General features: G+C 60.2%; 31 protein-coding genes. 16 read left to right on the forward strand and 15 right to left on the reverse strand.

From position 1 onward, the window contains the following. Window positions 1–102: 102 nt before the first annotated feature. Window positions 103–708: a DUF6338 family protein gene (locus GQX66_RS25245; RefSeq protein WP_236190190.1), complete on the reverse strand. Its 606-nt coding sequence runs from the start codon at window positions 706–708 to the stop codon at window positions 103–105. A 183-nt stretch (window positions 709–891) separates the two neighbouring features. Next, complete coding sequence (locus tag GQX66_RS25250) at window positions 892–1,458, reverse strand: MarR family transcriptional regulator (protein WP_102687084.1); 567 nt, start codon at window positions 1,456–1,458, stop codon at window positions 892–894. A gap of 117 nt (window positions 1,459–1,575) precedes the next feature. Between GQX66_RS25250 and GQX66_RS25255 the strand changes: the two genes are divergently transcribed. From GQX66_RS25255 to GQX66_RS25265, 3 genes are read left to right on the forward strand one after another with little or no spacing between them, the layout of a single operon-like run. After that, the gene (locus tag GQX66_RS25255) at window positions 1,576–2,316 is read left to right on the forward strand and encodes a hypothetical protein (RefSeq protein ID WP_102717554.1); all 741 of its coding nucleotides are present in this window, start codon (window positions 1,576–1,578) and stop codon (window positions 2,314–2,316) included. Further along, window positions 2,316–2,573: a DUF2024 family protein gene (locus GQX66_RS25260; RefSeq protein WP_007950496.1), complete on the forward strand. Its 258-nt coding sequence runs from the start codon at window positions 2,316–2,318 to the stop codon at window positions 2,571–2,573. The genes GQX66_RS25255 and GQX66_RS25260 overlap by 1 nt, the downstream gene beginning before the upstream one ends. Window positions 2,574–2,577: 4 nt before the next feature. Continuing rightward, window positions 2,578–2,856 (forward strand): Rho-binding antiterminator, encoded by a 279-nt coding sequence (locus GQX66_RS25265; RefSeq protein ID WP_102717555.1) that lies wholly within the window; start codon window positions 2,578–2,580, stop codon window positions 2,854–2,856. 55 nt (window positions 2,857–2,911) lie between these two features. On the opposite strand, the gene GQX66_RS25270 is transcribed toward GQX66_RS25265, so the two are convergent. Beyond that, window positions 2,912–4,117 (reverse strand): NAD(P)/FAD-dependent oxidoreductase, encoded by a 1,206-nt coding sequence (locus GQX66_RS25270; protein ID WP_240871952.1) that lies wholly within the window; start codon window positions 4,115–4,117, stop codon window positions 2,912–2,914. Window positions 4,118–4,454: 337 nt separating this feature from the next. On the opposite strand from GQX66_RS25270, the gene GQX66_RS25275 reads away from it, so the two are divergent. Next, a complete protein-coding gene (locus GQX66_RS25275) occupies window positions 4,455–5,003 on the forward strand; it encodes an Rrf2 family transcriptional regulator (protein WP_007950499.1) in 549 nt (182 codons plus the stop codon). Window positions 5,004–5,067: 64 nt separating this feature from the next. Here GQX66_RS25275 and GQX66_RS25280 read toward each other — a convergent pair whose 3' ends face one another. Beyond that, entirely contained in the window at window positions 5,068–5,403 is a 336-nt protein-coding gene (locus GQX66_RS25280) for a hypothetical protein (RefSeq protein ID WP_041475321.1), read from the reverse strand. A gap of 176 nt (window positions 5,404–5,579) precedes the next feature. Between GQX66_RS25280 and GQX66_RS25285 the strand changes: the two genes are divergently transcribed. Beyond that, window positions 5,580–5,819, forward strand: coding sequence for a hypothetical protein (locus GQX66_RS25285; RefSeq protein WP_007950501.1), 240 nt, complete (start codon window positions 5,580–5,582; stop codon window positions 5,817–5,819). A 59-nt stretch (window positions 5,820–5,878) separates the two neighbouring features. Here GQX66_RS25285 and GQX66_RS25290 read toward each other — a convergent pair whose 3' ends face one another. Continuing rightward, window positions 5,879–6,067 (reverse strand): hypothetical protein, encoded by a 189-nt coding sequence (locus tag GQX66_RS25290; protein WP_039766970.1) that lies wholly within the window; start codon window positions 6,065–6,067, stop codon window positions 5,879–5,881. A gap of 197 nt (window positions 6,068–6,264) precedes the next feature. On the opposite strand from GQX66_RS25290, the gene GQX66_RS25295 reads away from it, so the two are divergent. Continuing rightward, window positions 6,265–6,627 carry an NUDIX hydrolase gene (locus tag GQX66_RS25295; RefSeq protein WP_085602944.1) on the forward strand — a complete coding sequence of 121 codons (363 nt, stop codon included), beginning with the start codon at window positions 6,265–6,267 and terminating at the stop codon, window positions 6,625–6,627. Between the two features lie 3 nt (window positions 6,628–6,630). On the opposite strand, the gene GQX66_RS25300 is transcribed toward GQX66_RS25295, so the two are convergent. The 3 genes from GQX66_RS25300 to GQX66_RS25310 all read right to left on the reverse strand — a co-directional run bounded on the left by GQX66_RS25300 (window position 6,631) and on the right by GQX66_RS25310 (window position 8,978). Beyond that, on the reverse strand, window positions 6,631–6,873 hold the full coding sequence (locus GQX66_RS25300) for a DUF1652 domain-containing protein (protein ID WP_007950507.1): 243 nt from the start codon (window positions 6,871–6,873) through the stop codon (window positions 6,631–6,633). 122 nt (window positions 6,874–6,995) lie between these two features. Beyond that, window positions 6,996–7,895 (reverse strand): polysaccharide deacetylase family protein, encoded by a 900-nt coding sequence (locus tag GQX66_RS25305; protein WP_102717558.1) that lies wholly within the window; start codon window positions 7,893–7,895, stop codon window positions 6,996–6,998. A 135-nt stretch (window positions 7,896–8,030) separates the two neighbouring features. After that, window positions 8,031–8,978, reverse strand: a complete 948-nt coding sequence (locus GQX66_RS25310) for an ABC transporter substrate-binding protein (RefSeq protein ID WP_011334669.1) — start codon at window positions 8,976–8,978, stop codon at window positions 8,031–8,033. Window positions 8,979–9,270: 292 nt separating this feature from the next. Between GQX66_RS25310 and GQX66_RS25315 the strand changes: the two genes are divergently transcribed. The 4 genes from GQX66_RS25315 (at window position 9,271) to GQX66_RS25330 (ending at window position 12,433) form a co-directional block, all read left to right on the forward strand. Then, window positions 9,271–10,257, forward strand: coding sequence for an aliphatic sulfonate ABC transporter substrate-binding protein (locus GQX66_RS25315; protein WP_102687081.1), 987 nt, complete (start codon window positions 9,271–9,273; stop codon window positions 10,255–10,257). 61 nt (window positions 10,258–10,318) lie between these two features. Continuing rightward, window positions 10,319–11,158, forward strand: a complete 840-nt coding sequence (locus tag GQX66_RS25320; RefSeq protein ID WP_011334671.1) for an ABC transporter permease — start codon at window positions 10,319–10,321, stop codon at window positions 11,156–11,158. A gap of 53 nt (window positions 11,159–11,211) precedes the next feature. Then, window positions 11,212–11,892, forward strand: coding sequence for an SOS response-associated peptidase family protein (locus tag GQX66_RS25325; RefSeq protein ID WP_240871953.1), 681 nt, complete (start codon window positions 11,212–11,214; stop codon window positions 11,890–11,892). 268 nt (window positions 11,893–12,160) lie between these two features. After that, the gene (locus tag GQX66_RS25330) at window positions 12,161–12,433 is read left to right on the forward strand and encodes a hypothetical protein (protein WP_085605099.1); all 273 of its coding nucleotides are present in this window, start codon (window positions 12,161–12,163) and stop codon (window positions 12,431–12,433) included. Between the two features lie 46 nt (window positions 12,434–12,479). Here the strand turns inward: GQX66_RS25330 and GQX66_RS25335 are convergent, their stop codons facing one another. From GQX66_RS25335 to GQX66_RS25345, 3 genes are read right to left on the reverse strand one after another with little or no spacing between them, the layout of a single operon-like run. Continuing rightward, window positions 12,480–12,626, reverse strand: a complete 147-nt coding sequence (locus GQX66_RS25335; protein WP_165369550.1) for a hypothetical protein — start codon at window positions 12,624–12,626, stop codon at window positions 12,480–12,482. A 40-nt stretch (window positions 12,627–12,666) separates the two neighbouring features. Beyond that, window positions 12,667–12,978 carry an AzlD domain-containing protein gene (locus GQX66_RS25340; RefSeq protein ID WP_164872179.1) on the reverse strand — a complete coding sequence of 104 codons (312 nt, stop codon included), beginning with the start codon at window positions 12,976–12,978 and terminating at the stop codon, window positions 12,667–12,669. After that, window positions 12,978–13,676 (reverse strand): AzlC family ABC transporter permease, encoded by a 699-nt coding sequence (locus tag GQX66_RS25345; RefSeq protein WP_045121617.1) that lies wholly within the window; start codon window positions 13,674–13,676, stop codon window positions 12,978–12,980. Before GQX66_RS25345 ends, GQX66_RS25340 begins: the two co-directional genes overlap by 1 nt. 151 nt (window positions 13,677–13,827) lie before the next feature. Here GQX66_RS25345 and GQX66_RS25350 point away from each other — a divergent pair, with 151 nt between their 5' ends. Further along, entirely contained in the window at window positions 13,828–14,214 is a 387-nt protein-coding gene (locus GQX66_RS25350; protein ID WP_007950517.1) for a DUF2784 domain-containing protein, read from the forward strand. Here the strand turns inward: GQX66_RS25350 and GQX66_RS25355 are convergent. Next, entirely contained in the window at window positions 14,211–14,732 is a 522-nt protein-coding gene (locus GQX66_RS25355) for a DUF3087 domain-containing protein (protein ID WP_236190172.1), read from the reverse strand. The genes GQX66_RS25350 and GQX66_RS25355 overlap by 4 nt on opposite strands. Before the next feature lie 211 nt (window positions 14,733–14,943). Between GQX66_RS25355 and ppnN the strand changes: the two genes are divergently transcribed. From ppnN to GQX66_RS25380, 5 genes are all read left to right on the forward strand, one after another. Then, entirely contained in the window at window positions 14,944–16,317 is a 1,374-nt protein-coding gene (ppnN, locus tag GQX66_RS25360) for a nucleotide 5'-monophosphate nucleosidase PpnN (protein WP_039766997.1), read from the forward strand. Between the two features lie 61 nt (window positions 16,318–16,378). Further along, the gene (locus tag GQX66_RS25365; protein ID WP_039766999.1) at window positions 16,379–17,116 is read left to right on the forward strand and encodes a response regulator; all 738 of its coding nucleotides are present in this window, start codon (window positions 16,379–16,381) and stop codon (window positions 17,114–17,116) included. Between the two features lie 151 nt (window positions 17,117–17,267). Then, a complete protein-coding gene (locus GQX66_RS25370) occupies window positions 17,268–17,600 on the forward strand; it encodes a hypothetical protein (protein ID WP_240871954.1) in 333 nt (110 codons plus the stop codon). Window positions 17,601–17,760: 160 nt separating this feature from the next. Continuing rightward, entirely contained in the window at window positions 17,761–18,495 is a 735-nt protein-coding gene (locus GQX66_RS25375) for a transporter substrate-binding domain-containing protein (protein WP_085746179.1), read from the forward strand. Window positions 18,496–18,603: 108 nt separating this feature from the next. After that, on the forward strand, window positions 18,604–18,852 hold the full coding sequence (locus GQX66_RS25380) for a hypothetical protein (RefSeq protein WP_039767006.1): 249 nt from the start codon (window positions 18,604–18,606) through the stop codon (window positions 18,850–18,852). A 64-nt stretch (window positions 18,853–18,916) separates the two neighbouring features. Here the strand turns inward: GQX66_RS25380 and GQX66_RS25385 are convergent, their stop codons facing one another. The 3 genes from GQX66_RS25385 to GQX66_RS25395 all read right to left on the reverse strand — a co-directional run bounded on the left by GQX66_RS25385 (window position 18,917) and on the right by GQX66_RS25395 (window position 22,575). Further along, window positions 18,917–20,332, reverse strand: coding sequence for an FAD/NAD(P)-binding protein (locus GQX66_RS25385; protein ID WP_240871955.1), 1,416 nt, complete (start codon window positions 20,330–20,332; stop codon window positions 18,917–18,919). A gap of 59 nt (window positions 20,333–20,391) precedes the next feature. Next, complete coding sequence (locus tag GQX66_RS25390) at window positions 20,392–21,795, reverse strand: LLM class flavin-dependent oxidoreductase (protein ID WP_240871956.1); 1,404 nt, start codon at window positions 21,793–21,795, stop codon at window positions 20,392–20,394. Between the two features lie 216 nt (window positions 21,796–22,011). Continuing rightward, window positions 22,012–22,575 (reverse strand): XRE family transcriptional regulator, encoded by a 564-nt coding sequence (locus GQX66_RS25395; protein ID WP_007950529.1) that lies wholly within the window; start codon window positions 22,573–22,575, stop codon window positions 22,012–22,014. Window positions 22,576–22,584 lie beyond the last annotated feature (9 nt).

Below are 22,584 nucleotides of genomic sequence, written 5' to 3' on the forward strand. Positions count from 1 at the left end.
GTGCCTTTGATGCCTCGATCAATGGTTTCTCCAGCCGCTTTCCGTCCGGCCCTACAAAAAGACGCTTTATATGTGGCGGTATTGGTTGTGATGCCCTGGCGGTCATGATGAACCCTCTGATACAGGGCTGAATTCAACCCATTTAACCCTTGTGGAATCTATCAACAAAAATTCCGCACTAATAGGCACCTCCGTTCCATCCTCGTTGATCCAGCAGGGATACTGCATCACAAACTGCCCGCTGGTTGACTCGGGTGGCCAGTCAACCGGCCACCCTAGAACGCGCCTTTCATCATCCAAATGCAGGGTGATAACGCGATCATATTTCGCAAATGCGCTGAACCATTGACCGGGGTAGGAAGATTGTTTCGTGACGTTTCTGCTGCGCAACCAACCATGTAACTTGCCATTCGCTGACAGGCAACAGGCCAACAACCCGAGTACCAGCGATGCAAAAAATGCCCACAACGCTTCAGCCTTCGCATCCCACTTCCCTACAGAAAACCCCTTCTCCCCCACCCACACACAAACCGCTCCAACCCCCAACACCATCCCGTGAATCACAAACGTGAAAATCAACGCCTGCACAATCTGCCCGAACGTATCCGGCCGTTTGAACGCCGTCAGGGTGTAGAAAATCCAGGCCGAGACAAACCCCGGGATCAGGTACTGCAACAGCGGAATCACTTCTTTCACCAGATCATCCATGATCGGTCGCTCCTTGAATCAAAAACAATCCTCCAGAAACAGCAATGCCGGCCCGTAATGGGCCGGCATTCAAAGCCTAGTGCACGCTGGAAAGACGCTTGCGATCAAGTGTCACGGGGCATTACGCATCGTAGAGAAAACAGGGAGCCGTGAGGATTAGTCACAGCCGTGGCACAAAGAAGATCAAACAGGGATCTCTTCAGGTAACCGATGCTCGCGACAGATCAGTTCGATTTCCGGCGGGGCCAACGCTTCGCCGGTCAATCCGCAGACGGCGCCGGCAGTCGATGTCTGGTGGAAGCGACAAGTCCGGCAAAGCCCGTAACTGGGTACGTTTTCGCTGTGTTGAATGTTGCGCAGCAACTCCAGCAACAAGCCTTCCAGATCGCCGGCACGCGCGCCCATGCGTTGCGCGGCATTGCTCAGGAAATCCGGCGGCATCACTGCGTCGATCAGCTCGCGTGCAGTGGTCGTCAATTCCAGATGCACGCTGCGTTTGTCTCGGGCGTCCGGAACCTTGGTCAGAAAACCATGGGTCTCCAGCGCCTTGAGCGACTGCGACACGGTGCCCTTGGTCAGGCCCAGATAATCGGTAACCGCCAGCGGCGTATTCGAATAGCGGTTGCACCGCGCCAGGTACAGCAGCGCGCTGAGTTGAATCGGTTGCAGTTCGGCCAGCAGCGGGTGTTCGCGAAACCACACGCGGGTCAGGCTCGACAATCTTTCCAGCAGGTCAAACAACACGGTCATCGCCTGTTTCAATGGGATCGATAAATAGTATCGTTTAAAAACCTTATTGACAAAAAGCAGTGTCACTTTAGGATTGCGGTGTCGATTCGAAACTTAAAACACACTTTGAGGCATCCCATGAAAAGCGCATTGGCATTGACTATCAGCACGCTTCTGGCAACACAAGCCTGGGCCCACGGACCTGAAGGCATTCACAGCGAACCCGGTAAAACCGACGCCGCGTTCGACCTCGTCCACACCCGTGTTTTCAAGGACGGCAACACCCTGGTCTTCGAACAATTGGTCGATGGCAAGGCAGGCAGCCGCGTACCGACCGCCAAGGGTTCGTTCGCCGGCGCCGAGGTTTACAGCTACGTCTGGCCCACCAGCCTCGACAGCGGCGCCGTCGGTTTTGAAGCGAACTCAGGCATTCTCGCCCTCGCTCTGACCTCGCATCCGGACTTCGATGACACCCCGCAGCTGGATGAAAACAAGGATGGCAAGAAGGACAACGATGGTGGCCTCTGGCACTCGCACTGGGTGGTTCTGAGCAAGGATGAAAGCTGCGGCCCCGGAGGCCTGAAAGTGCGCGACATCCCCAAGGATGCCAAACCGAAACTGCCTGCGACCTGGCCCGGCGCGCCGATTTACATCGACTCCCCCGGCTACGACCTGAGTGTGAAACAGAACGCCGCGCAGATCCGCGTGCCGCTGGCTGCCGTCGGTTTCCCGCAAAGCTTCAACTATGACGGCGTCACCGCAGCGCTGAAGGTCAATGCCGACCTGCACAACCCGCTGCTGTGTGTCAGCAGCGTCTACGACATCGCCTCGGGCAACCTCTCGCTGCCCGGCACCTGGAAAATGCAGGAGAGCCAATAATGTTCGTCAAAGTATTCGATACCCACGTGCGCACCAAAGATGGCCGCTATCTTCATTTTGACGTACTGACCGATCGCGAAGCCGAAGCGGCAAAGGCCTACGCCCGGCAGTTCCTGATGGACAACGGCTTGCAGGACGAAGACATTTCCCAGAGCCAGTGTCTGTTCTGCCACAGCGAGCCGGCCAATCCGCAGGTCGCCAAGGCCATCGCCGAAGACGGCTATTTCATCATCACCCTGCAAGGTTTCGAGGAGTAACGCAATGACCCGTTATCAGCCGTTGAACTGTGATCTGCACGACTACCTGGAAATCGCCTGCCTGCGCGGCTATCAGCTGGACATCGAGCTGATCGACGGTCAGCGGCTGATGGCCCGGGCCGTGACCACGCGAACCAGCAGTGACAAAGAAGAATTTCTGGTGATCGAACAACTGGGCGCGCAACAGGAAATTCGCCTCGACCAGTTGCTCGCCATCACACCTCAGGAGACCAACGCCGAGTTCGGTCGGGTGGTACTTACCGGAGAGGTCTGCGGAATCTGAACGAAAAAAATCCCGCCCAGCGTCAACCGGGCGGGATTGTCTGCGACACGTCGTTTTACGCGACCACGGGAATCATCGGATCCGCAGCCGCCAGCGCGCTCGCGCGGTCAGCCGCCGGCGGGTAAATCCACTGGGTGTTGATCTGGGTCTTGAGCGACTTGCCCTCTTCCTTGACCAGTTTCACCTGACGATCCCAGCCTTCGGTGTACACCGCGCCCCAGGCGCCGAGGTCGAGGCAGGTCACGTATTTCGGCTGGCTGTACGGCGTCGGGTCGACCCCGAGGATCTGCGCCGCAACGTTGTTGCCGGCGTGACGGCCAAGGGAAATCGCGTGCTGGCAGGTCATCAGGGCGAAGTTGCCGATGTCGTCGGTGGCCGCGTAAGCCACGTCGCCGGTGGCGAAGATGTCGTCCTGGCCGATGACTTTCAGGTTGGCATCAACGTGCAGACGGCCCTGGCGATCACGCTCGGCAGGAATCTGCTCGGTGAGGGAGCTGGCGCGTACACCGGTGGTCCAGACCACGGTTTTTGCCTCGATACGCTGGCCGTCCGACAGGGTCACGCCGTTTTCATCGACCGACAGCACCGACACACCCAGTCGCCATTCCACGCCCAACTCTTCGCTCGCTTCGGCAATAGACACGCTGATCGCTTCGCCCATGGATGCGCCGACTTTCTGCCCGCGATCAACGATGATCACTTGAATATTGGCATCATCGCCCAGCACGGCCCGCAGACGCGCCGGCATTTCAGTGGCGGTTTCGATGCCGGTGAAACCACCGCCGGCGACGACCACGGTGTTGCGCGCCTGGCTTTCAGGCAGGCCAATCAGCGAATCAAGGTGGTTTTCCAGGCGAATCGCAGCTTCGATCTGGTCGACGTCAAACGCGTATTGCGCCACGCCCGGGGTGTCCGGCAGGGCCAGGCCGCTGCCGGAGGCCAGTACCAGTTTGTCGTAGTTGAACACCTGCTGCGCACCGGCTGCGTCGGTGTAGCCCACGGTTTTCGTCTGTACGTCGATGGTGTTCGCCGCGCCCTTGATGAAGTTGACGCCGACCGCGTCGAACAGATCGCCCAGCGGTGCTGCCAGTGTGTGGGCATTCGGCTCGTAGAAACGCGGACGAACGCGCAGCTCGGCCTGCGGCGCCAACACGGTCACTTCGATGTTGTCCCGATTGTGAATGTCGACCAGACGCGTGGCGCTCAACGCCGTCCACATGCCACCGAAACCTGCGCCGATTACCAGAATGTGCTGTTTCATTGTTCTCTCCAGGCACGAAGCCAAGTCACTGAATGCGGTTGAAGGATTCACATCATCGGGAGCGGACTCGGCTGTATTTTTCAAGAACGCGGAAGGCTGCTCACCGGATAACGGCGACTCTATTGGTCGCCTTTAGATCCAACAAGTCAGATTTTGTGATGATTAGCATCGAAAACTTCGATAGCTCAGATTGAACTGAGCCACCCTCTTTAACTCTTTGATTTAGCTGAAAACCAAGAAAAACGGGATCCTCATAGCCAAAAAACCAAAGCGTTCCCGAATTGTTTGCCACGAACAACCCTGATAACATCGGCGACAAATACAGTCGGAGATAGTTATGTCGCTTTACAGTGCGGGGGTCGAGTACGGCATTCACTGCCTGGCCTTTCTGGTGGGCAGCGGCGGTGACAGTCGTGAAGCCAGCGTGCGTGACCTGGCAGAGCTGCAAGGGGTGCCGCTGGATTACCTGGCGAAGATCTTCACCAAACTGGCCAAAGGCAAACTGGTGGAATCCACCGGCGGTGTGCGCGGCGGCTTCACTCTGGCGCGTCCGGCGGACGAAATCACCCTGCTCGACATCGTCAATGCCATCGATGGTCCCAAGAACATTTTCGAATGCCGGGACATTCGCGGACGCTGCGCGCTGTTCGACGGCTCCCCGCCGGACTGGGCGCTGGACGGCACCTGCTCGATTCACGCCGCGATGATGACCGCGCAAAAGCGTATGGAAGAAGCCCTCGCCCAACAGACCATCCTCGACATCGCCAGAAAGGTCGGGCGCAAGGCGCCGGCGGGCTTCAATAGCCAAGTGGAAGACTGGATGCAGGATCGCCGGGAAAAGAAAACCGGTGGCGCGGGCATTCCGCTAACCGACATCTCGGATTGAGCCCGATCAGCAGGCAAAAAAAAGCAGAAACCGATCTCCGGTTTCTGCTTTTTTTATTTCGCCATTACAGGCAGTCGCGCACCGCTTTGCGCAACGACCCGGACTTCGCCCACGGCGGCCCCTGGTACAGGGAAACGCGGCTGCCGTCCTTGTACTTGACCACATCGAGAATCTCGTCGGCGGTGACGATGCTCGGCGCGGTGATCCGGTAGCCATTGGAAATCGCTGTCTGGGACGTCTTGGCAACGTCTTGCTGCCATAGCGGCAATACACATGCGGCGTAGTCCTTGGGAGTCTTGTCGCTGGTCTTGCTGACATTCGGCTCGCCCGGCACCAGTGACGCAGGCAACGAACAACCGGCCAATGCCGCCATCAGCATCCCTCCGATCAACATCCGCATAGTGATTCCTTCATCTGAAAAAACGCAAATGTACCCTGTAACTGTTCAGACATCCATCGTAGCGCTCTGCCTGTACTCCCCGAAAACCGGGCCATTCAGCTCACCGACAGAAGACCTTGCCCCACACCGGAAAAATGCGGCTACTCTGTTTTACCGAGAATGTTCCGGAGGTGATCATGCGGCTCAATGAATACGAACACGAACTTCAGCGTGACCTGCAAAGCGTGGCATCGGACCTGAGATGGTCGGCGGTGGACCTCAAGCGCATCGCCGAGCAACTGCGTCAGTCGGGCAACGAGGCGGACGCCCAGGCGGTACTGCGATCCTGCGAAGTGCTGCAAAGCGATGAAGAACGCCTGCAACTGTATGCCCGGGAAGTGAAAGCCCGCGCCATCAGCCGAACCAAAGTTCACTGAAACCCACCCGGTCCACAACAAAAAGCCCCGGACATCCGGGGCTTTTTCTCCACAGGCCTTCAGCCTGTCTTGCGACCGCGTACACGGCTTTTGTACCCCGGCAGCGCAGCGGCGTAGGCCAGCGCTTCTTCGCGACTGGCAAACGAAGCGAGCCGGTCACCCTGCGTGCAGACCCGCCACGGGCCGTTGTTCACGCTGAGTACGTCGTAGCCATTCATGTGCATTTTGTTCAGCATCGCCATGCTCATAGGCACCTCCTGTCTTCTAACGAACTTTTGCACCTTACACCCGCAACACGCAGTCGTGCCGACCGAACGTCGCACCGCGGCCGCGTCAAGTCTCCGGCACTTTTGCCGCTTCCAGGCACTCAGAAGCTCTAAACCGGTAGCGGCCCAAATATTGCTAATTCATGACAGATTTATGACAACCGGCAATCGGGTAACACATGAAAGTACGAGCAACCGTCATCTGCGAACAGGATCGACACATTCTCCTGGTGCGCAAACCCAGGTGCCGCTGGACGCTTCCGGGGGGCACCGTCGAACCGGGAGAAACCCGCGCGCAAGCCGCCGTCCGAGAACTCAAGGAGGAAACCGGGCTGGACAGCGATGACATGCTTTATCTGATGGAATTGCAGAACGGCAGCACCCGCCACCACGTCTACGAGGCATCGGTGCTGAACATCGATCAGGTTCGCCCGCTGAATGAAATCGTCGACTGTCTCTGGCACCCGCTGGATGCGGTGCAGAATCTGAACGTCAGTGACGCCACGCTGAGCATCGTCCGCGCCTTTCAGCGACGCCTTTGACCCTCAACCGGCGAATGCCCGGCGTCCGGCGCTCATTTCCGTGCGCAATTCACCGATAAAATTGGAGATGTCACGAATGGTGACCAGATGCTCCGGGGACACCCCGTTGAGCAACAGGTTGACACGCCCGCTGTCGGGTTCGTAAACCTTGATCTGCAAGAGGCCCTGCGCCGTTTCGGTGCAATCGCAATACAGCGGCGAAAAGCCGGATTCGACGATGCGGCAAATGTCGGTAATGGCAATCATGGGGGCACGCCTCACAGGCGCAGGCTCGGGCGACCCGATCAGCATAGATGAGCTTTTGTCGCCTTGCTCTCACCGACACCCGCAAAATTTGCCAACCGCTTCACATCTTCAAGTCGCCGCTCTCAATGGGCGTCATGGTCCCAAATCCAGTTCCAGATCCCCGGCAGATTCACCGGTTTCGACGACTCGCCCACCGTGCGCGCCAGCGCGGCTTTTTCCAGTGCTGCGCGATCCTCATAGAACGGTTTGTCCGCCAGTCGCACGCCGGTGGCGGCGGCGCTGTCGAGCAGAATCTGCAAGTACTCGCGGGTATGGCGGGCGGTGTAGCGGTTGAGATCGTGGAAGGTCACCACCACCGGAATCACCCCGTCCACTGTTGGCAATTCACCGAGGGCTATCCGTTCGCGGACCTCAGACAGCTGACGCAGCATGTTCGCCCGCCGCCGGGGGCTGGCGTTGAAGCCCCAGATCTTGCCGTCGTTGGCGCTCAGATCAGTCAGCAAAACCTGCATGTGGTGCTGCTGATAGGCGGCGAAGGTGCGTTTGTCGTAGTTCCAGAACGGCGGGCGCAATAACGTCGGCGGCGCGCCGGTAATTGCCGCGATGTCCGCCGAGCCGTTGGTCAACGTGGTTTCGAGCTCATCCGGGTCGAGCAATCGATGATTGGTGTGCCAATGGGTGGCGGTGTGAAAGCCCAGAATGTGCCCTTCAGCGTGCTCGCGGCGCATCACCTGCCGGCCGATCTCACTGTTGCCCGCTCGCGGCGCGCGGGTCTGGACGAAAAACACCGCTTTGATCCCCGGCTGCAGCGGGTTGTCCTTGAGGCTGTCGAGCACGGTGTCGGTGGGGTTGAAAAGACTGGAAGCGCTGGGCCCGTCATCGAAGGTCAACAGAAAGCGCACAGGCGCCTGCTCTTTGAGCCGGGCTTCTGTCTGCGCGGTCATTTCAATGGGAGCGGCGATGCACCCGGCCAACCCGACGGCCATCGCCATCGCGCAGAAAAGCTTGAACCACTGTGTCATGTTTTGCCTTGAGCCCCGACCGTTACGGTCATGTTGTCGATTGGCAAAACTCCTTCGCCGCTGCTGCCTCCCTGCGACCCATTGAGATGGGCCGAGGTTGGATAAAGATACACAGGGTTTGGTTCCGGCGCTCGCTCAGCGTGCCAGTGCCTGTTGAAACGAGCTGTCGATGATCCCCGCCGTGGCCAGCGGAGCCGGCAGCGCCTTGACCTTGAACAGGAAGTCGGCGGTGCTTTGCAGATCGGCGGCGGCCTGCTGATCCACCGGGCCGACCGTCATGTGCGCCTGGCGCAACCAGTGCCGCGAAACCTGCTGATCGAGGTTGGCTTTCTTCGCCCACAGGTCGGCGTATTCGTCGGTGTGGCTGTCGACCCAGGCCCGGGCCTGCTTCAGGCGCCCGAGGAAATCGGCGATCGCTTCGCGCTTGCTGTCGATGGACGGCGCAGACGCGGCGATGGCGCTCAAACCCGGCATCAGGTTTTTCGCGGTGAGAATCGGCCGCGCACCGGAGAACACGATCTGCTGGGAAATGTAGGGTTCCCAGACCGGGAACGCATCGATGCTGCCTTGCGGTAGCGCCGCCGCTGCATCGATCGGCATCAGCTTGACGAAGTCGACGTAGTTCTCCGGCAAACCGCCCTGCTCCAGTGCCCGCAAGGTCAATTGCTGACTCCAGGCACCCGGCCAGTAGGCGACTTTTTTGCCCTTCAGGTCCTCGATGGTTTTCACCGGAGAATCCTTGGGCACCAACAGGGCGATGGTGTCCGGGTTCTGTCGCGACACCCCGATCAGTTTCACCGGCGCCTGTTTGGCAGCCAGAAACAGAAACCCCGAATCCCCCAAGAAACCCAGATCCAGGGATCCGGTCTGCAACGCCTCGGCCAACGGCGCGGCAGCCTGGAAGTGTTTCCAGTCGACCGTGTAAGGCGCGTCCTTCAACACGCCGGACGCCTCTATGGACGCGCGGATGTTGTAGTAATTCTGGTCGCCGACGTGCAGGACCAAGGGTTCGGCAGCGTAGGTCAATGGCGTGGCAAACAGTGCGCTGGTCAACGCGGCGCGTAGGAAACGTGAGAGCTTCATGGCGAGTCCTGCAGAGGGATTTTTATAGACCATAACGCTCTTACAAATCAGATTTTAAATTCGATTTTCGCATAAGCTCAGCACCTTCCCGCCGCACTGTTGGCCGAGCAACAGTGGCTCGGCACAGTGTTCTCCCTGCAACACTTCAAACCTGCAAAACCGGCGTTAGACCCCGTAAATACGGGACAAGGCGCACATGGCACAGAGCCTGCGATATTCCATTCATGCAGGAAGCATTCGATAAAAGTATCTTTTTGGACATAAGAATCTGTTGCCTTGCCGGAGCGTGCCCATGAAATCCCTCTTACCGTTTTCCCGCGTCAAAACGCTGCTCGCGGCCTGCGCAGTCGCCCTGAGCCTGCACCCTTTCGCCCACGCTGCCGAAGCGCCGCCGGCCGAAGTGCATCTGGATTACGCCTATTACTCGCCGGTCAGCCTGGCGCTCAAACATCTGGGCTACCTGGAAAAAGCCCTGCCCCAGAGCAAAGTCAGCTGGGTGCTGAGCCAGGGCAGCAACCGCTCGCTGGAGTACCTCAACAGCGGCGGCGTGGATTTCGCCTCGTCGGCCAGCCTCGCTGCCGTGCTCAGCCGCGCCAATGGCAGCCCGATCAAATCGGTCTACGTCTACAGCCGCGCCGAGTGGACCGCGCTGGTGGTGCGCAAGGACTCGCCGATCCAGTCCGTCGCCGACCTCAAGGGCAAGAAAATCGCCGCCACCAAAGGCACCGATCCGTACCTGTTCACCTTGCGCACCCTGCAACAGGCCGGGCTGAAAAAGGACGATGTGGAACTGGTGCACCTGCAACACCCGGACGGCCGCACCGCGCTGGAGAAAGGCGATGTCGACGCCTGGGCCGGCCTCGATCCGCACATGGCCGCCAGCCAGGTGCAGGCCGGTTCGCGCCTGCTGTACCGCAATCGCGACTTCAACAGCTACGGCGTGGTCAGCGTTACCGAGCAATACGCCAAGCAACACCCGCAAACCATCGACACCGTGATCAAGGCCTATGAGCAGGCCCGCGAATGGTCGGTGAAGAACCCCGACGAATTGGCAAAGTTGCTCGCCAGCGAATCCGGCCTGCCGCTGGACGTGGCCAAACTGCAACTGTCGCGCACCGACCTGAGCAGCCCGCAACTGACCGCCAGGGACGTGCTGGCCTCGAAAGCCGCCGCGCCGATTCTGGTCTCCGAAGAACTGGTGCGCCGTGGAGTGAATGTCGACCAGGTCATCGATCAGTTGATCGACACCGGTTTCCAGCAAGTCGCCGCCGCCCAGTAACCGATCAGGCTCATGACAAGTCCGCGCCCGTCGCGGATTTGTCGTGAGCGGAGAACCGTCCATGAGCAACGACTTGCCCGCCCGCCTCGCCTTGTCGGCACCACGGCGAAAACTCCCACTGCTGAATCCGCTCTGGCGCCGGCGCCTTAAGGGCCTGGCCCTGCCATTGCTGATCGTGATCGCCTTGGAATTTATCGTACGCATCGGCTGGCTGCCGTCCTACCAGATGCCGGCGCCGAGCGAGATTGCCCTGACCCTTACAGATCTGGCCGAAGGCGCCTTGTGGAAACACATCGGCGCCAGCCTGATTCGCGTGCTGCTGGGGTTTGCCATCGGCGCGAGTCTGGCGCTGGTGTTCGCCGCATGGGTCGGCCTCAGCCGCGAAGCCGAGGCCTATCTGGAACCGACCTTCGCCGCGCTGCGTTCGATTCCCAGCCTGGCCTGGGTGCCGCTGTTGTTGCTGTGGCTGGGGATCGACGAGACCTCGAAAATCGTCCTGATCGCCATCGGCGCGTTCTTCCCGGTTTACGTCAACGTGGTCGCGGCGATTCGCAACATCGACCGCAAACTGGTGGAGGTCGGGCATATCTACGGTTTCAGTCCGCTGCAACTGGTGCGACGGATTCTGTTGCCAGCTGCCCTGCCCGGTCTGTTTACCGGATTGCGCAGCGGCATGAGCCTGTCGTGGATGTTTCTGGTGGCGGCCGAACTGATCGCGGCGACCAAAGGGCTGGGTTACCTGCTCAGTGACGGTCGCGAGACTTCGCGACCGGACATCGTGCTGGCCGCGATCATCGTCCTGGCACTGCTCGGCAAACTCAGCGATGGCCTGCTGGCCATATTGGAACGCCGCTGGCTGGTCTGGCGCGACGCGTTCACCGGCCAGGGCAGCAAGGATTGAACCGTGCAACTAAGCTGAAGCCTTCAGGCAGCTGTTCGCCGGAGGATCGGCCGATGTGCGGAAGACTGTCGCAATACCGTGGCATCCACGATTTCGTCGCGGTGCTGAGCATTCCCGATGCGCTGATCAATCACGTCGGCGACGCACCGCTGGCGCATTACAACGCTGCGCCCACGACGTCGCTGGCGATCCTCCATCAGCACCAACAACGGCTATACGCCGACAATCTGCGCTGGGGCTGGCGCCCGCACTGGGCCAAGGATCGCGCTGCGCCAATCAACGCGCGGGTGGAAAAAGTCGCCCACGGGCCGTTCTTTCGAGCGATCTGGCGCCATCGACTGATCGTGCCGGTCGACAACTGGTTCGAGTGGGTCGATGCACCCGACAAGAGCCGACAGCCGTGGCTGATTCGTCGCGCCGACCATCAACCGGTTTTCTGCGCCGCCATCGGCCAGTTTCCGATACCCGGCGAACCCTCACGGGAAGACGACGGCTTCGTCATCATCACCGCCGACAGCGAAGGTGGCTTGCTCGATGTGCATGACCGGCGCCCGATCGTGCTGCGCGCCGATCAGGTGCAGGAATGGCTCGATCCCGCCACGCCCACCGAGCGCGCCGAGCAGATGCTGCTGTTTGAAGCCGAACCCAGCGAAGCGTTCCAATGGCACAAAGTCGGCAAAGCGGTGGGCAACTCCCGCAATCAGGGCTCTGAATTGATTGAAGCGGTGACGTAAATAAATGCCGATGCGGTGCGTTATCAAGAGCAGGAATTCACGAATTGAATCCTGCGCGTTACACCCGGTGTTTCAAACGCGAAACATTCAACATAAACAGTCGTTTGATTGAACTAACCGCCTGTCTGACATTTCAACCGTCATACATACATTTACAAACACTACGGATAGCATGCGCGCCGCATTTCCTTTTGGCATACCAGTTGACCAAAGAGTCAGCAAAACCAGGAATACCCCACAAACTTAACAAGCCTTGCAGAGAACTAAGTTGCGCGACGATTTTGCAATCAAACAGGTCACAGGCCTGGAGTGTATTCATCTGTCCACGACAGAACGCTTTCAACTCGACTGTTTTATCGGCCACTACATAAAGACTCGAAACCTGCGTGACGTACCCGATATCGACCGCATCCTGCGCGCCACACTCGAAAACTATCCCTGCCACCCGCCGGTGATGGTCAACGAGCTGAATGCCTGGATCGACAAGACCTTGGGTTATCGGGCCTCCCACCCCGATTTCACGCAGCTGGACGATCTTTGATGAAACGAAAAAGCCCCGCAATCGCGGGGCTTTTTCGTTGTGGCGTTCAGGGTTTCAGCGGGCGTTCCTGATCACGGTCGGACAACTCGCGGCTGTCGTCATGCTTCCAGGTCTGCTCCTTGTGTTTCTCCCGCTCGATCTCTTCTTCGCTCGGCTCGTCATCTTTTTCGGGACGTTTCTGCTCGGTTGCCATGTTCACCTCGCTAATGGAATTCATCCATTAAGCGTAGAACTTAAAGCCACCAGCGCAATAGAAAGAAGAACGCCATGCTCAATAGCATGCTAAGCAATGTATTACGCGTGTAGATCACCAGGCCGATTGCCACTAGTGAACTCAGCAGATAAGGGTTATCCCACTGCAGATTCAGTTGTTTGTCCGGCATGAATACAATCGGCCCGCAAATCGCGGTCAACATCCCCGGCACGGCAAACCCGAGAAACTGCCGCGCGTTACTGCTCAAACGCACCGGCAGGCGCGGTTCGAGAAACACGTAACGATTGAGGAACACCAGAATCCCCATGCCGAAAATCACTGCCCAGACCATCATGTGCGCTCCCGATACAGCTTGTTGCAGATAAACCCGGCGGTCATGCCGGCCAGGCCCGACAGCACCAGCGCCGAACCCCATTGCCAGTAGCTGAACAGCACCGAGCAGAACAGCGACACCGCCACGCAGACCACCGTCGGCACATTGCGCACCACCGGGGTGATCAGGGCAATGAAGGTCGCGGCAATCGAGAAGTCCAGCCCCAGATGCTCAAGCCCCGGAATGCTGCTGCCGAGCACGATGCCGGCCAGGGTGAAGAGGTTCCAGGCGATGTAAAACGTCAGACCCACGCCCAAGGCGTACCAGCGGTTGAACTGCTGACGATCATGCTGACTGGTCAGAGCGAACAGTTCATCAGTGAGCAAAAAGCCCAGACCGATACGCCAGCGCCCCGGCAACGGCGAAATCACGTGGCGCATGCTCATTCCATAAAGCAGATGCTGCGAAGTCAGCAGCAGCGTGGTCAACAGAATCGAGAAAATCCCCGCGCCGCCCTTGAGCATGCCGATCGCCACCAATTGCGCAGCGCCGGCGAACACGATGCTCGACAGGCCCTGCCCTTGCAGCGGTGTGAGGTTGGCTTCGATCGCCATGGAGCCGGCCAGCAGCCCCCACGGCGCGGTCGCCAGCGATAACGGCATGATCGCCGCGGCTCCGCGAAGGAAGGCACTGCGCGGCATTAATGAGTCAGACATAACACGCTTCAACCGTGAGACAAGGCCCCGGACTCTGCCAGCAAACGCCCGTTCATGGCTTGAACAATCTTGCGCAGTTGGCGCAAATCCTTCCGTCAGTCATTTACCGGCGTAACATGGCAACCATTCACACACGCGTCAGGGAGACGACATGCTGTATCGAATAGCCGCCGACGGGCTGGTGCTGTTTCATTTGCTGTTCATTCTGTTCGTGCTGTTCGGCGGGCTGCTGGTGCTCAAGTGGCCGCGGCTGATGTGGCTGCATTTACCGGCGGCGGCCTGGGGCGTGGCGGTCGAGGTGTTGCACCTGACCTGTCCGCTGACCTATTGGGAAAACCTGATGCGCCACGCCGCCGGGCAGACCGAATACGCCGGCGGATTCATCGAACATTACATCTGGCCGATCATCTACCCGGCGGGGCTGACCCCGCAGATTCAGTTGGTGCTGGGCAGCGTGGTGCTGGTGGTCAACCTGCTGGTGTACGGGCGCCTGATTCGCCGCTGGAAACTGCGGCGCGCCGCGCGCATTCCGTTTTAACGCGCTTTCAAGGTTTCCAGCCAGGCCGGATCGAGGCGCGTCTGATCGGTATCCAGACCGAGCGCCTCCATCCGCGTCTTGTGTGTTTCGACTTCCCGGTGCAATTGCGCGTGATCGCTGGAGTTACCGTCCAGTTCATGCATCTGGGTCAGCCCCAGGTGATAGAAACGCAGCACCTTCATCGCCACCGGATCACCCTTCTCCACCGCTGCCGTCACCTGATGCATCACGTTGGTGACGCTCATCAGGCTGCGCTTGAGCCGCCAGCCGTACACCGCCGGGGCCATCCAGGTCTGATTCCAGAAACGCCCGCGCAGCAACGCCGCTGTCAGCAGAAATGCGCCAAATACCCCGCCGACATTGAACCGCAGGTTATCCCCGCCCGGTTCGCCGAACAGCGCCACCGCCGCCGTCGAAAACGCCATCGCCAGCACCAGAAACAGCACCGCGATGATCAGCGTGCTGCGCCGGGTCTGCTGGCGATAAGTGATGGCATTGATCGGTTGAATCTCGAACATCGCGACAGGCTTCCATGGCTTGAAATAAAAAGAGGCCGGCGCATTATCGCCTCTGAGGCGGATTTAGCTATGCTGGAGCTCCTTTTCATCTTTTCAAAGTCCAGCGGGGACATGGCGATACCACGCAGATCGTGCCATCTTCATTCATGGATACACACTATTCGGATGCCATTGGCCATGCCGGCAATGACATCGTTTTAAGGATCACTGCATGACCCAACGACACGTAATCAATGCCTCGGTCAGCCCGAAAGGCAGCCTCGAAACCCTTTCCCAACGTGAAGTTCAGCAACTGAGCCAGGCCGGAACCGGCAGCACCTACACCCTCTTTCGCCAGTGCGCCCTGGCCATCCTCAATACTGGCGCCCATGTCGACAACGCAAAAACCATTCTTGAAGCCTACAAAGACTTCGAAATCCGCATCCACCAGCAGGATCGCGGCGTGCGCCTGGAACTGCTGAACGCCCCGGCCGACGCCTTCGTCGACGGCGAAATGATCGCCAGCACCCGGGAAATGCTGTTCAGCGCCCTGCGCGATATCGTCTACACCGAAAACGAACTCGATGCCCTGAGCATCGACCTCAGCACCTCCCAAGGCATCAGCGACTACGTCTTCCACCTGCTGCGCAACGCGCGCACCCTGCGTCCGGGCGTCGAGCCGAAAATCGTCGTGTGCTGGGGCGGCCACTCGATCAACACCGAAGAATACAAATACACCAAGAAAGTCGGCCACGAACTGGGCCTGCGCAGCCTCGATATCTGCACCGGCTGCGGCCCGGGCGTGATGAAAGGCCCGATGAAAGGCGCGACCATCGCCCACGCCAAACAGCGCATTCATGGCGGCCGCTATCTGGGCCTGACCGAGCCGGGCATCATCGCCGCCGAAGCGCCGAACCCGATCGTCAACGAGCTGGTGATCCTGCCGGACATCGAAAAACGCCTGGAAGCCTTCGTCCGCGTCGGCCACGGCATCATCATCTTCCCGGGCGGCGCCGGCACCGCCGAAGAGTTCCTGTACCTGCTGGGCATCCTGATGCACCCGGACAACGCCGGCCTGCCGTTCCCGGTGATTTTGACCGGGCCGAAACACGCCGCGCCGTACCTGGAACAACTGGACGCCTTCGTCACCGCCACCCTCGGCGAAGCGGCGAAGAAGCACTACGAAATCATCATCGACAACCCGGCCGAAGTGGCGCGGCAGATGACCGCGGGCCTCAAGGCCGTGAAGCAGTTCCGCCGCGAACGCGCCGACGCGTTCCACTTCAACTGGCTGCTGAAGATCGACGAAGGCTTCCAGCGCCCGTTCGATCCGACCCACGAAAACATGGCCAACCTCAAGCTGCACCGCGATCAGCCGCCCCATGAACTGGCGGCCAACCTGCGCCGCGCGTTCTCCGGGATCGTCGCCGGCAACGTCAAGGACAAGGGCATCCGCCTGATCGAGGAACACGGGCCGTATCAGATCCGTGGCGACGCCGCGATCATGCAGCCCCTCGATCTGCTGCTCAAAGCCTTCGTCGCCCAGCACCGGATGAAACTGCCGGGCGGCGCGGCGTATGTGCCGTGCTATCGCGTGGTGTCCTGACTAGAAGCGACCAGTGCCCGAAGCGCAACGCTTCGGGCACTCCTTATAAAAAGAGCGAACCATGGATCACATCAACCACATCCTGATCGTCGACGATGACCGCGAGATCCGCGAGCTGGTCGGCAATTACCTGACCAAGAACGGCCTGCGCAGCACCGTGGTCGCCGATGGCCGGCAGATGCGCAGCTTTCTGGAAGCCAACACGGTCGACCTGATCGTGCTCGACATCATGCTCCCCGGCGATGACGGGCTGGTGCTGTGCCGCGAACTGCGCGCCGGCAAGCACAAGGCGATCCCGATCCTGATGCTCACCGCCCGCGACGACCAGACCGACCGCATCCTCGGCCTGGAAATGGGTGCCGACGATTACCTGACCAAGCCCTTCGCTGCCCGCGAATTGCTGGCGCGGATCAACGCCGTGCTGCGCCGCACGCGAATGCTGCCGCCCAATCTGCTGATCACCGAAACCGGACGCCTGCTCGCGTTCGGCCGCTGGCGCCTGGACACCACCGCCCGCCACCTGCTCGATGAAGACGACACCATGGTCGCCCTAAGCGGCGCCGAATATCGCCTGCTCCGGGTGTTTCTCGATCATCCGCAACGGGTGCTCAGCCGCGATCAGTTGTTGAATTTGACCCAGGGTCGCGACGCGGACCTGTTCGACCGCTCCATCGATTTGCTGGTCAGCCGCCTGCGCCAGCGTCTGCTGGACGACTCCCGCGAGCCGACCTACATCAAGACCGTGCGCAACGAGGGTTATGTTTTCTCCTTCGCCGTGGAGATGCTCGCCGAATCCTGACGGATTTGTATCGCTCTGTATAAATTCGCCGCGCAGATACGTAATCCGCGTTTTCGGGCCGCAACACCACATATCAGCGATACACCCTCGCGTTTGAATGAACCCACCAGAAAGCACTGGTTCACTCATCTCAAACGCAAGGAGAAGCACCATGTTCAAGTCCTCGAAATCCCTGGTACTCGCAATCAGCCTGTTCAGCGGTTTGGCCCTGGCCGACCTGGCGTCCGCCAGCTCCCAGCCGCTGGTTGCCGAATACGGCTCGGAAAACCTGCAGAAGGATCGCGTAGCCGAAGGTGGCGCGGATCGTTTGCAGGAACTGCGTGAGCGCGTCGCCGAGGGCGGTGCGGACCGCTTGCAAGAGCTGCGCGAACGCGTCGCCGAAGGGGGTGCCGATCGCTTACAGGAACTGCGCGAACGTTCGGCCCGCAGCGTACTGGTCGCCGAGAACCGTCCCGAGTTCGGCTCCAAGTACCAGCGTTACTGATCGTTTGTACCGCCGTTGTCGATTCCTGCCGGGGGCGCTCTGCCCCCGCAGCGTTCACTACCGATAAGCCTTGTTCTCTGACACAAAAGCCCGCTGTTTCCCCACGACAGCCGCCATGGCTCGTACTAAGCTGCGCGATTGATTTGTTCAGGGACGATCCATGAAACGATTTGCCGCCTGTCTGCTGTCCATGCTGGCCCTGACGGCCACCGCGGCGGATCTGCAACTGCTCACCGACAACCACCCGCCCCTGCATTTCATGCAAGGCAATCAGCTCGCAGGATTCGGTGTGGACGTGGTGCAGGCTCTGGCGACCCAGACCGGCGACCGCATCCATCTGCAACAAGTCCCGCTGCTGCGCGCCCTGCGCATGGCCAGCGACACGCCCGACACCGGCGTATTCACCGTGCTGCGTACCGATGCGCGCGACGATCGCTATCAATGGGTCGGGCCGCTGATCGAAGTCGAAACCGCGCTATACGCCCGCGACAATCTCCAGCCTCCCGTGCACAGCCTGCGTGAAGCCGATCACCTGGGCCGGATCACCGTACCGCGCAAATGGCTGGTCTACAGCTATCTGCAAGGGCAAGACCTGAACAACCTCTACGGCGTGGAAACCCCGGAGCAGATGATGCGACTGTTCAGCCTGGGGCGTACCGATTTCGTGGTCTCCGATACCTGGTCCAAAGCCGCCCTCGCCCGCGAACAAGGCATGGAGCCGGGACGCTTGCAGTACCAGATCCCGTTGATGAAACAGAACACCTACATTGCCTTTTCGCCGCAGACCGATCCGGAACAGGTCGCACGCTGGCAGCAGGCGCTGGATACATTGCGGGCCGACGGTCGTCTGGAGCAACTGCGCCAGCGCTGGCTGAGCAATACCCTACCGCGCTGATCGCGCATCAACACCTTCGATAACAACTATGCGCAAGGGTGTTTTCACATCAAACCCCTCCAGCACTACAGTGGGCCCCATCTTCTCCCCACTCTCTGGAGCAACATCATGAAAGACATCATCGCACTCGGCTTCATTGTTTCTCTGATTGGCGCCACCTCCGCCATCGCCGCCCCACACGCCAGCACCCCGGTTGTCGCGGCGGCGACCGTCGGCCAGTCCGGCACCCTGAACGTCGACACCGTCAGCAACGACGCCGAACACCAAGGCCTCAAACTGCAACAGAACGCCGAACAGACCAAACTGTACGTCGCGGAAAATCGCCCGGAATTCGGTTCCAAATATCAGCGCTACTGAGTGATCGGTTTGAGCTGCCAGAAACAGGAAACCCCGCCGAAGCGGGGTTTCTTGCATTTGGGCATCAGCGAACCAGTCGCGCGGCCAGTGCCTTGGCCTGCAACGCCACATCGGTGACGGCGGTGCTTTCCCACCACATGCCACGCAACGGCGGGCCCATGGCAAACAGGCGGTTCGAGACCCGGCCCTCGACATCCAGCACCGCACCGTCCACCTCTGCCGCGATCCCCAGTGCCAATGGCCCCGGCCGAACCAGACCGCGCGCCAGCAACTGCTGTGGCAAAGGTCGCGCGACCCGGCGCCAGTCGTATTCGATGCCGCTTGAGTTGATCAACGCCGCGCCCTGCACCACGCGGGTTTCAGCCTCGCCGCGAGGGCGAATGCGGATACTCACGCCGTCGCCCGATACCGGCTCAAGCCCCTTGTAAGACGCCGCATGAATGCACAATCGTCCTTCCTGGTGCAGACGCTCGACCAGTTCCGCACTCAGCGGCGGCGAACGATGGTGATGACTTTCCCACCACGGCCGCACATGCCGCACGAACTGCCGACGCTGCACATCGCTGGCCTGACTCCATAACCGGCCGATGTGCGCACGCACGGTGTCGAGCGGCGCCTGCCAGTCAATGCCTTGGGCGATGGCGTCGCGGCAATGCCGGCGCAATTCGCGCAATAAATGGCGTGGCGTTCGGATGCTGTGATCCTCGGCGAGAAAGTCCACCCACGCGGGCGGTTGCCGACGCACATGGGGCAACAACCCGTGCCGGGAAAACACCTCGATCGGCCCGCGATGCCCGGCCTGCTCCAGCGACACCACGGCATCGACCATGGTCAGGCCGGAACCGATGATCAGCACCGTCGATTGCGGATCGAGCTGGCGCATGGCCGCGACATCCCACGGATCGAGTGCCGCCGCGTTGAGGCCGCTGGACTCCTTTTGCGGGGTGCGGGCAGCCGGGAACATCCCGGTCGCCAACACGGCAAAAGCCCCGAGCAATTGCTGACCGTTACTCAAGTTGAGCTGCACGGAATCACTGGAGGCCTGAACATCGACCACTTCGGCGCGCACATGCTCGACCGTAGAACCGTGTTGCGCGCCCACCTGCTGAGCTTCGGCGAGACGCTGTTGCACATACACGCCAAACAGCCCCCGAGGTGGAAACAGTTCGCTGACCGGCACATGTTGCTGATCCGACTCCGGCCAGCCGCCACCGGCAATGTGAGCGGTCAGCCACTGGGTCAGGTCATCGGCATTGTCCGGATCAACGCTCATCCGCGCCGCGTTGCCGTTAAGCGTGTGGCCCAGCTCCACCGCACTGTACGCTTCGCCCCGGCCCAGCTCGGCCCGGGGCTCGATCACCAGAATCTTTCTGCGCCCCGGCAAACGCAGCAATTGCACCGCCAGCATCGTGCCGCTGAGGCCGCCGCCGACAATCAGGATGTCGGCGTGATGCAGTGCGGTCGTATCGGTTTGAGTCATGCCGTTCTCGCTGCAGAGGGTTTTCTCAAGGCAGTGTCATTCAGACGCCGCGAAGGCGTCTAGACGGACGCGACTTTTTTCTCCTGCCGATGCAGCTCGCCGAGGTTTCGATAGCCGCTGCCCGGATGAACCTCTGGCAGTCTCGGCCCTTCGCCAAACAGCTTCTCGCGCAAGGTCCCCGGCGCGTACTCGGTCTTGTAGACCCCGCGCTTCTGCAACTCCGGCACCAGCAATTCCACGGCGTCGATGAAGGTTTCGTGGGTCAGCGCGTAGGCCAGGTTGAAGCCGTCGACGTCGGTTTCGTCGACCCATTCCTGCAACAGGTCCGCCACCGTTTCCGGGCTGCCGACGAACAGGGGGCCGAAGCCGCCGATGCCGACCCAGTCAGCCAGTTCGTTGGGGGTCCAGACCTTGTTCGGATCCGCCGTGGAAAACGCCTCGACCGCCGATTGAATCGCGTTGGTGTGCACGTGTTTCAGGGGTTCGTCCGGCTTGAAGCGGCTGAAGTCGATGCCGGTCCAGCCGGAAATCAGCGCCATCGCGCCTTCGTAGCTGACCCAGGATTTGTATTCTTCGAATTTGGCTTTGGCCTTGGCGTCGGTTTCGCCGAGGATCACGGTTTGCAGGTTGAAGATCAGGATCTTCGACGGATCGCGCCCGGCCTCGGCGGCGCGGCGGCGGATGTCGGCCACGGTTTTCTTCAGCAGCACTTTCGACGGGGCAGCGACAAAAACGCATTCGGCATGCTCGGCGGCAAACTGCTTGCCCCGGCTGGAAGCTCCCGCCTGATAGAGAACCGGCGTGCGCTGCGGCGACGGTTCGCAAAGGTGAATGCCCGGCACCTGAAAGTGTTTCCCGTGGTGGCGGATCTCGTGAATCTTGCTCGGGTCACTGAAGATCCGCCGTTCGCGATCGCGCAGAATCGCGCCCTCTTCCCAACTTCCTTCCCAGAGTTTGTAGCAGACCTCCAGGTATTCCTCGGCGAAGTCGTAGCGCGCATCGTGTTCAGTCTGGGCTTGCTGGCCGATGTTCTTCGCGCCGCTCTCCAGATAAGAGGTAACGATGTTCCAGCCGGCACGGCCCTTGGTCAGGTGATCGAGAGTCGACAGGCGCCGGGCGAACGGATACGGATGTTCGAAGGACAACGAAGCGGTCAGACCGAAACCCAGGTGCTCGGTGACCAGCGCCATCGGTGGGATCAACTGCAACGGATCGTTGACCGGCACCTGCGCCGCCTGCCGGATCGCCGCTTCGCCATTGCCGTTGTACACGTCGTAGATGCCCAGCACATCGGCGATAAACAAACCGTCGAACTTGCCGCGCTCGAGGATTTTCGCCAGATCGGTCCAGTACTCCAGATCCTTGTACTGCCAGGAGCGGTCCCGAGGGTGAGCCCACAGGCCCGGCGACTGATGGCCGACGCAATTCATGTCGAAAGCGTTGAGACGGATTTCGCGGGGCATCAGATGGCACTCCCGATTGTCAGGAGGCGTCTAAAAGTTTGATTGGAAGCGGTCATGTGAGGCGACTCCGTGGTTTCCGGATGAGGATCCAGAACCCTTAGCAGGAGTCATGCCTGAATAAATTTTCTTTATTTATCAATAGATTGAGATAACAACCTAAAGCAGTCTGCACGCAGGATGGAGCAATCTGTTTATCCGCTGTCGGCCCTGCAACAGTCAGATCACCACATTGCGCACGAACCGCGCCGCGACTTCCCCGTCATTGCGATAGGTGTGCGGCTGGTTGCTGGCGAACATGAAAAACTCCCCAGCGGCGATGCGCTGAGGTTGATCGCCGAGCATCAGCGTCAGGCAGCCTTCGAATACGAAAATCTGCTCGCTCCAGCCTTCGGCGTCCGGTTGCGAGGGATAGACCTCACCCGGTTGCAGGCACCATTCCCACTGCTCCACCGCGCGGGTGGCATTGGCCTTGGATAGCAAAACGGCTTTGCTGCCGGGGATGCTGCCGGCCCAGGCAAGTTCGTTGATCCGGCCGGGATCGCGATTGTCCGGGGCCTGGATCAGATCACTGAAGGCCACTTCGAGGGCTTCGGCGACGCGGTCGAGGGTGGTCAGGCTGACATTCTTCTCGCCGGCCTCGATGGCCACCAGCATCCGCCGGCTGACCCCGGACTTTTCCGCGAGGGCCGTCTGGCTCATGTCGGCGGCGTGGCGCAGGCGCCGGACGTTCTGGCTGACGTGTTGCAGGACCGAAGCCCGCTGAACGGAATCTTTGTGCACTATATTGCT

Source organism: Pseudomonas sp. B707 (assembly GCF_022496685.1).
In the GTDB taxonomy this organism is placed as follows: Bacteria; Pseudomonadota; Gammaproteobacteria; order Pseudomonadales; family Pseudomonadaceae; genus Aquipseudomonas; species Aquipseudomonas paraglycinae.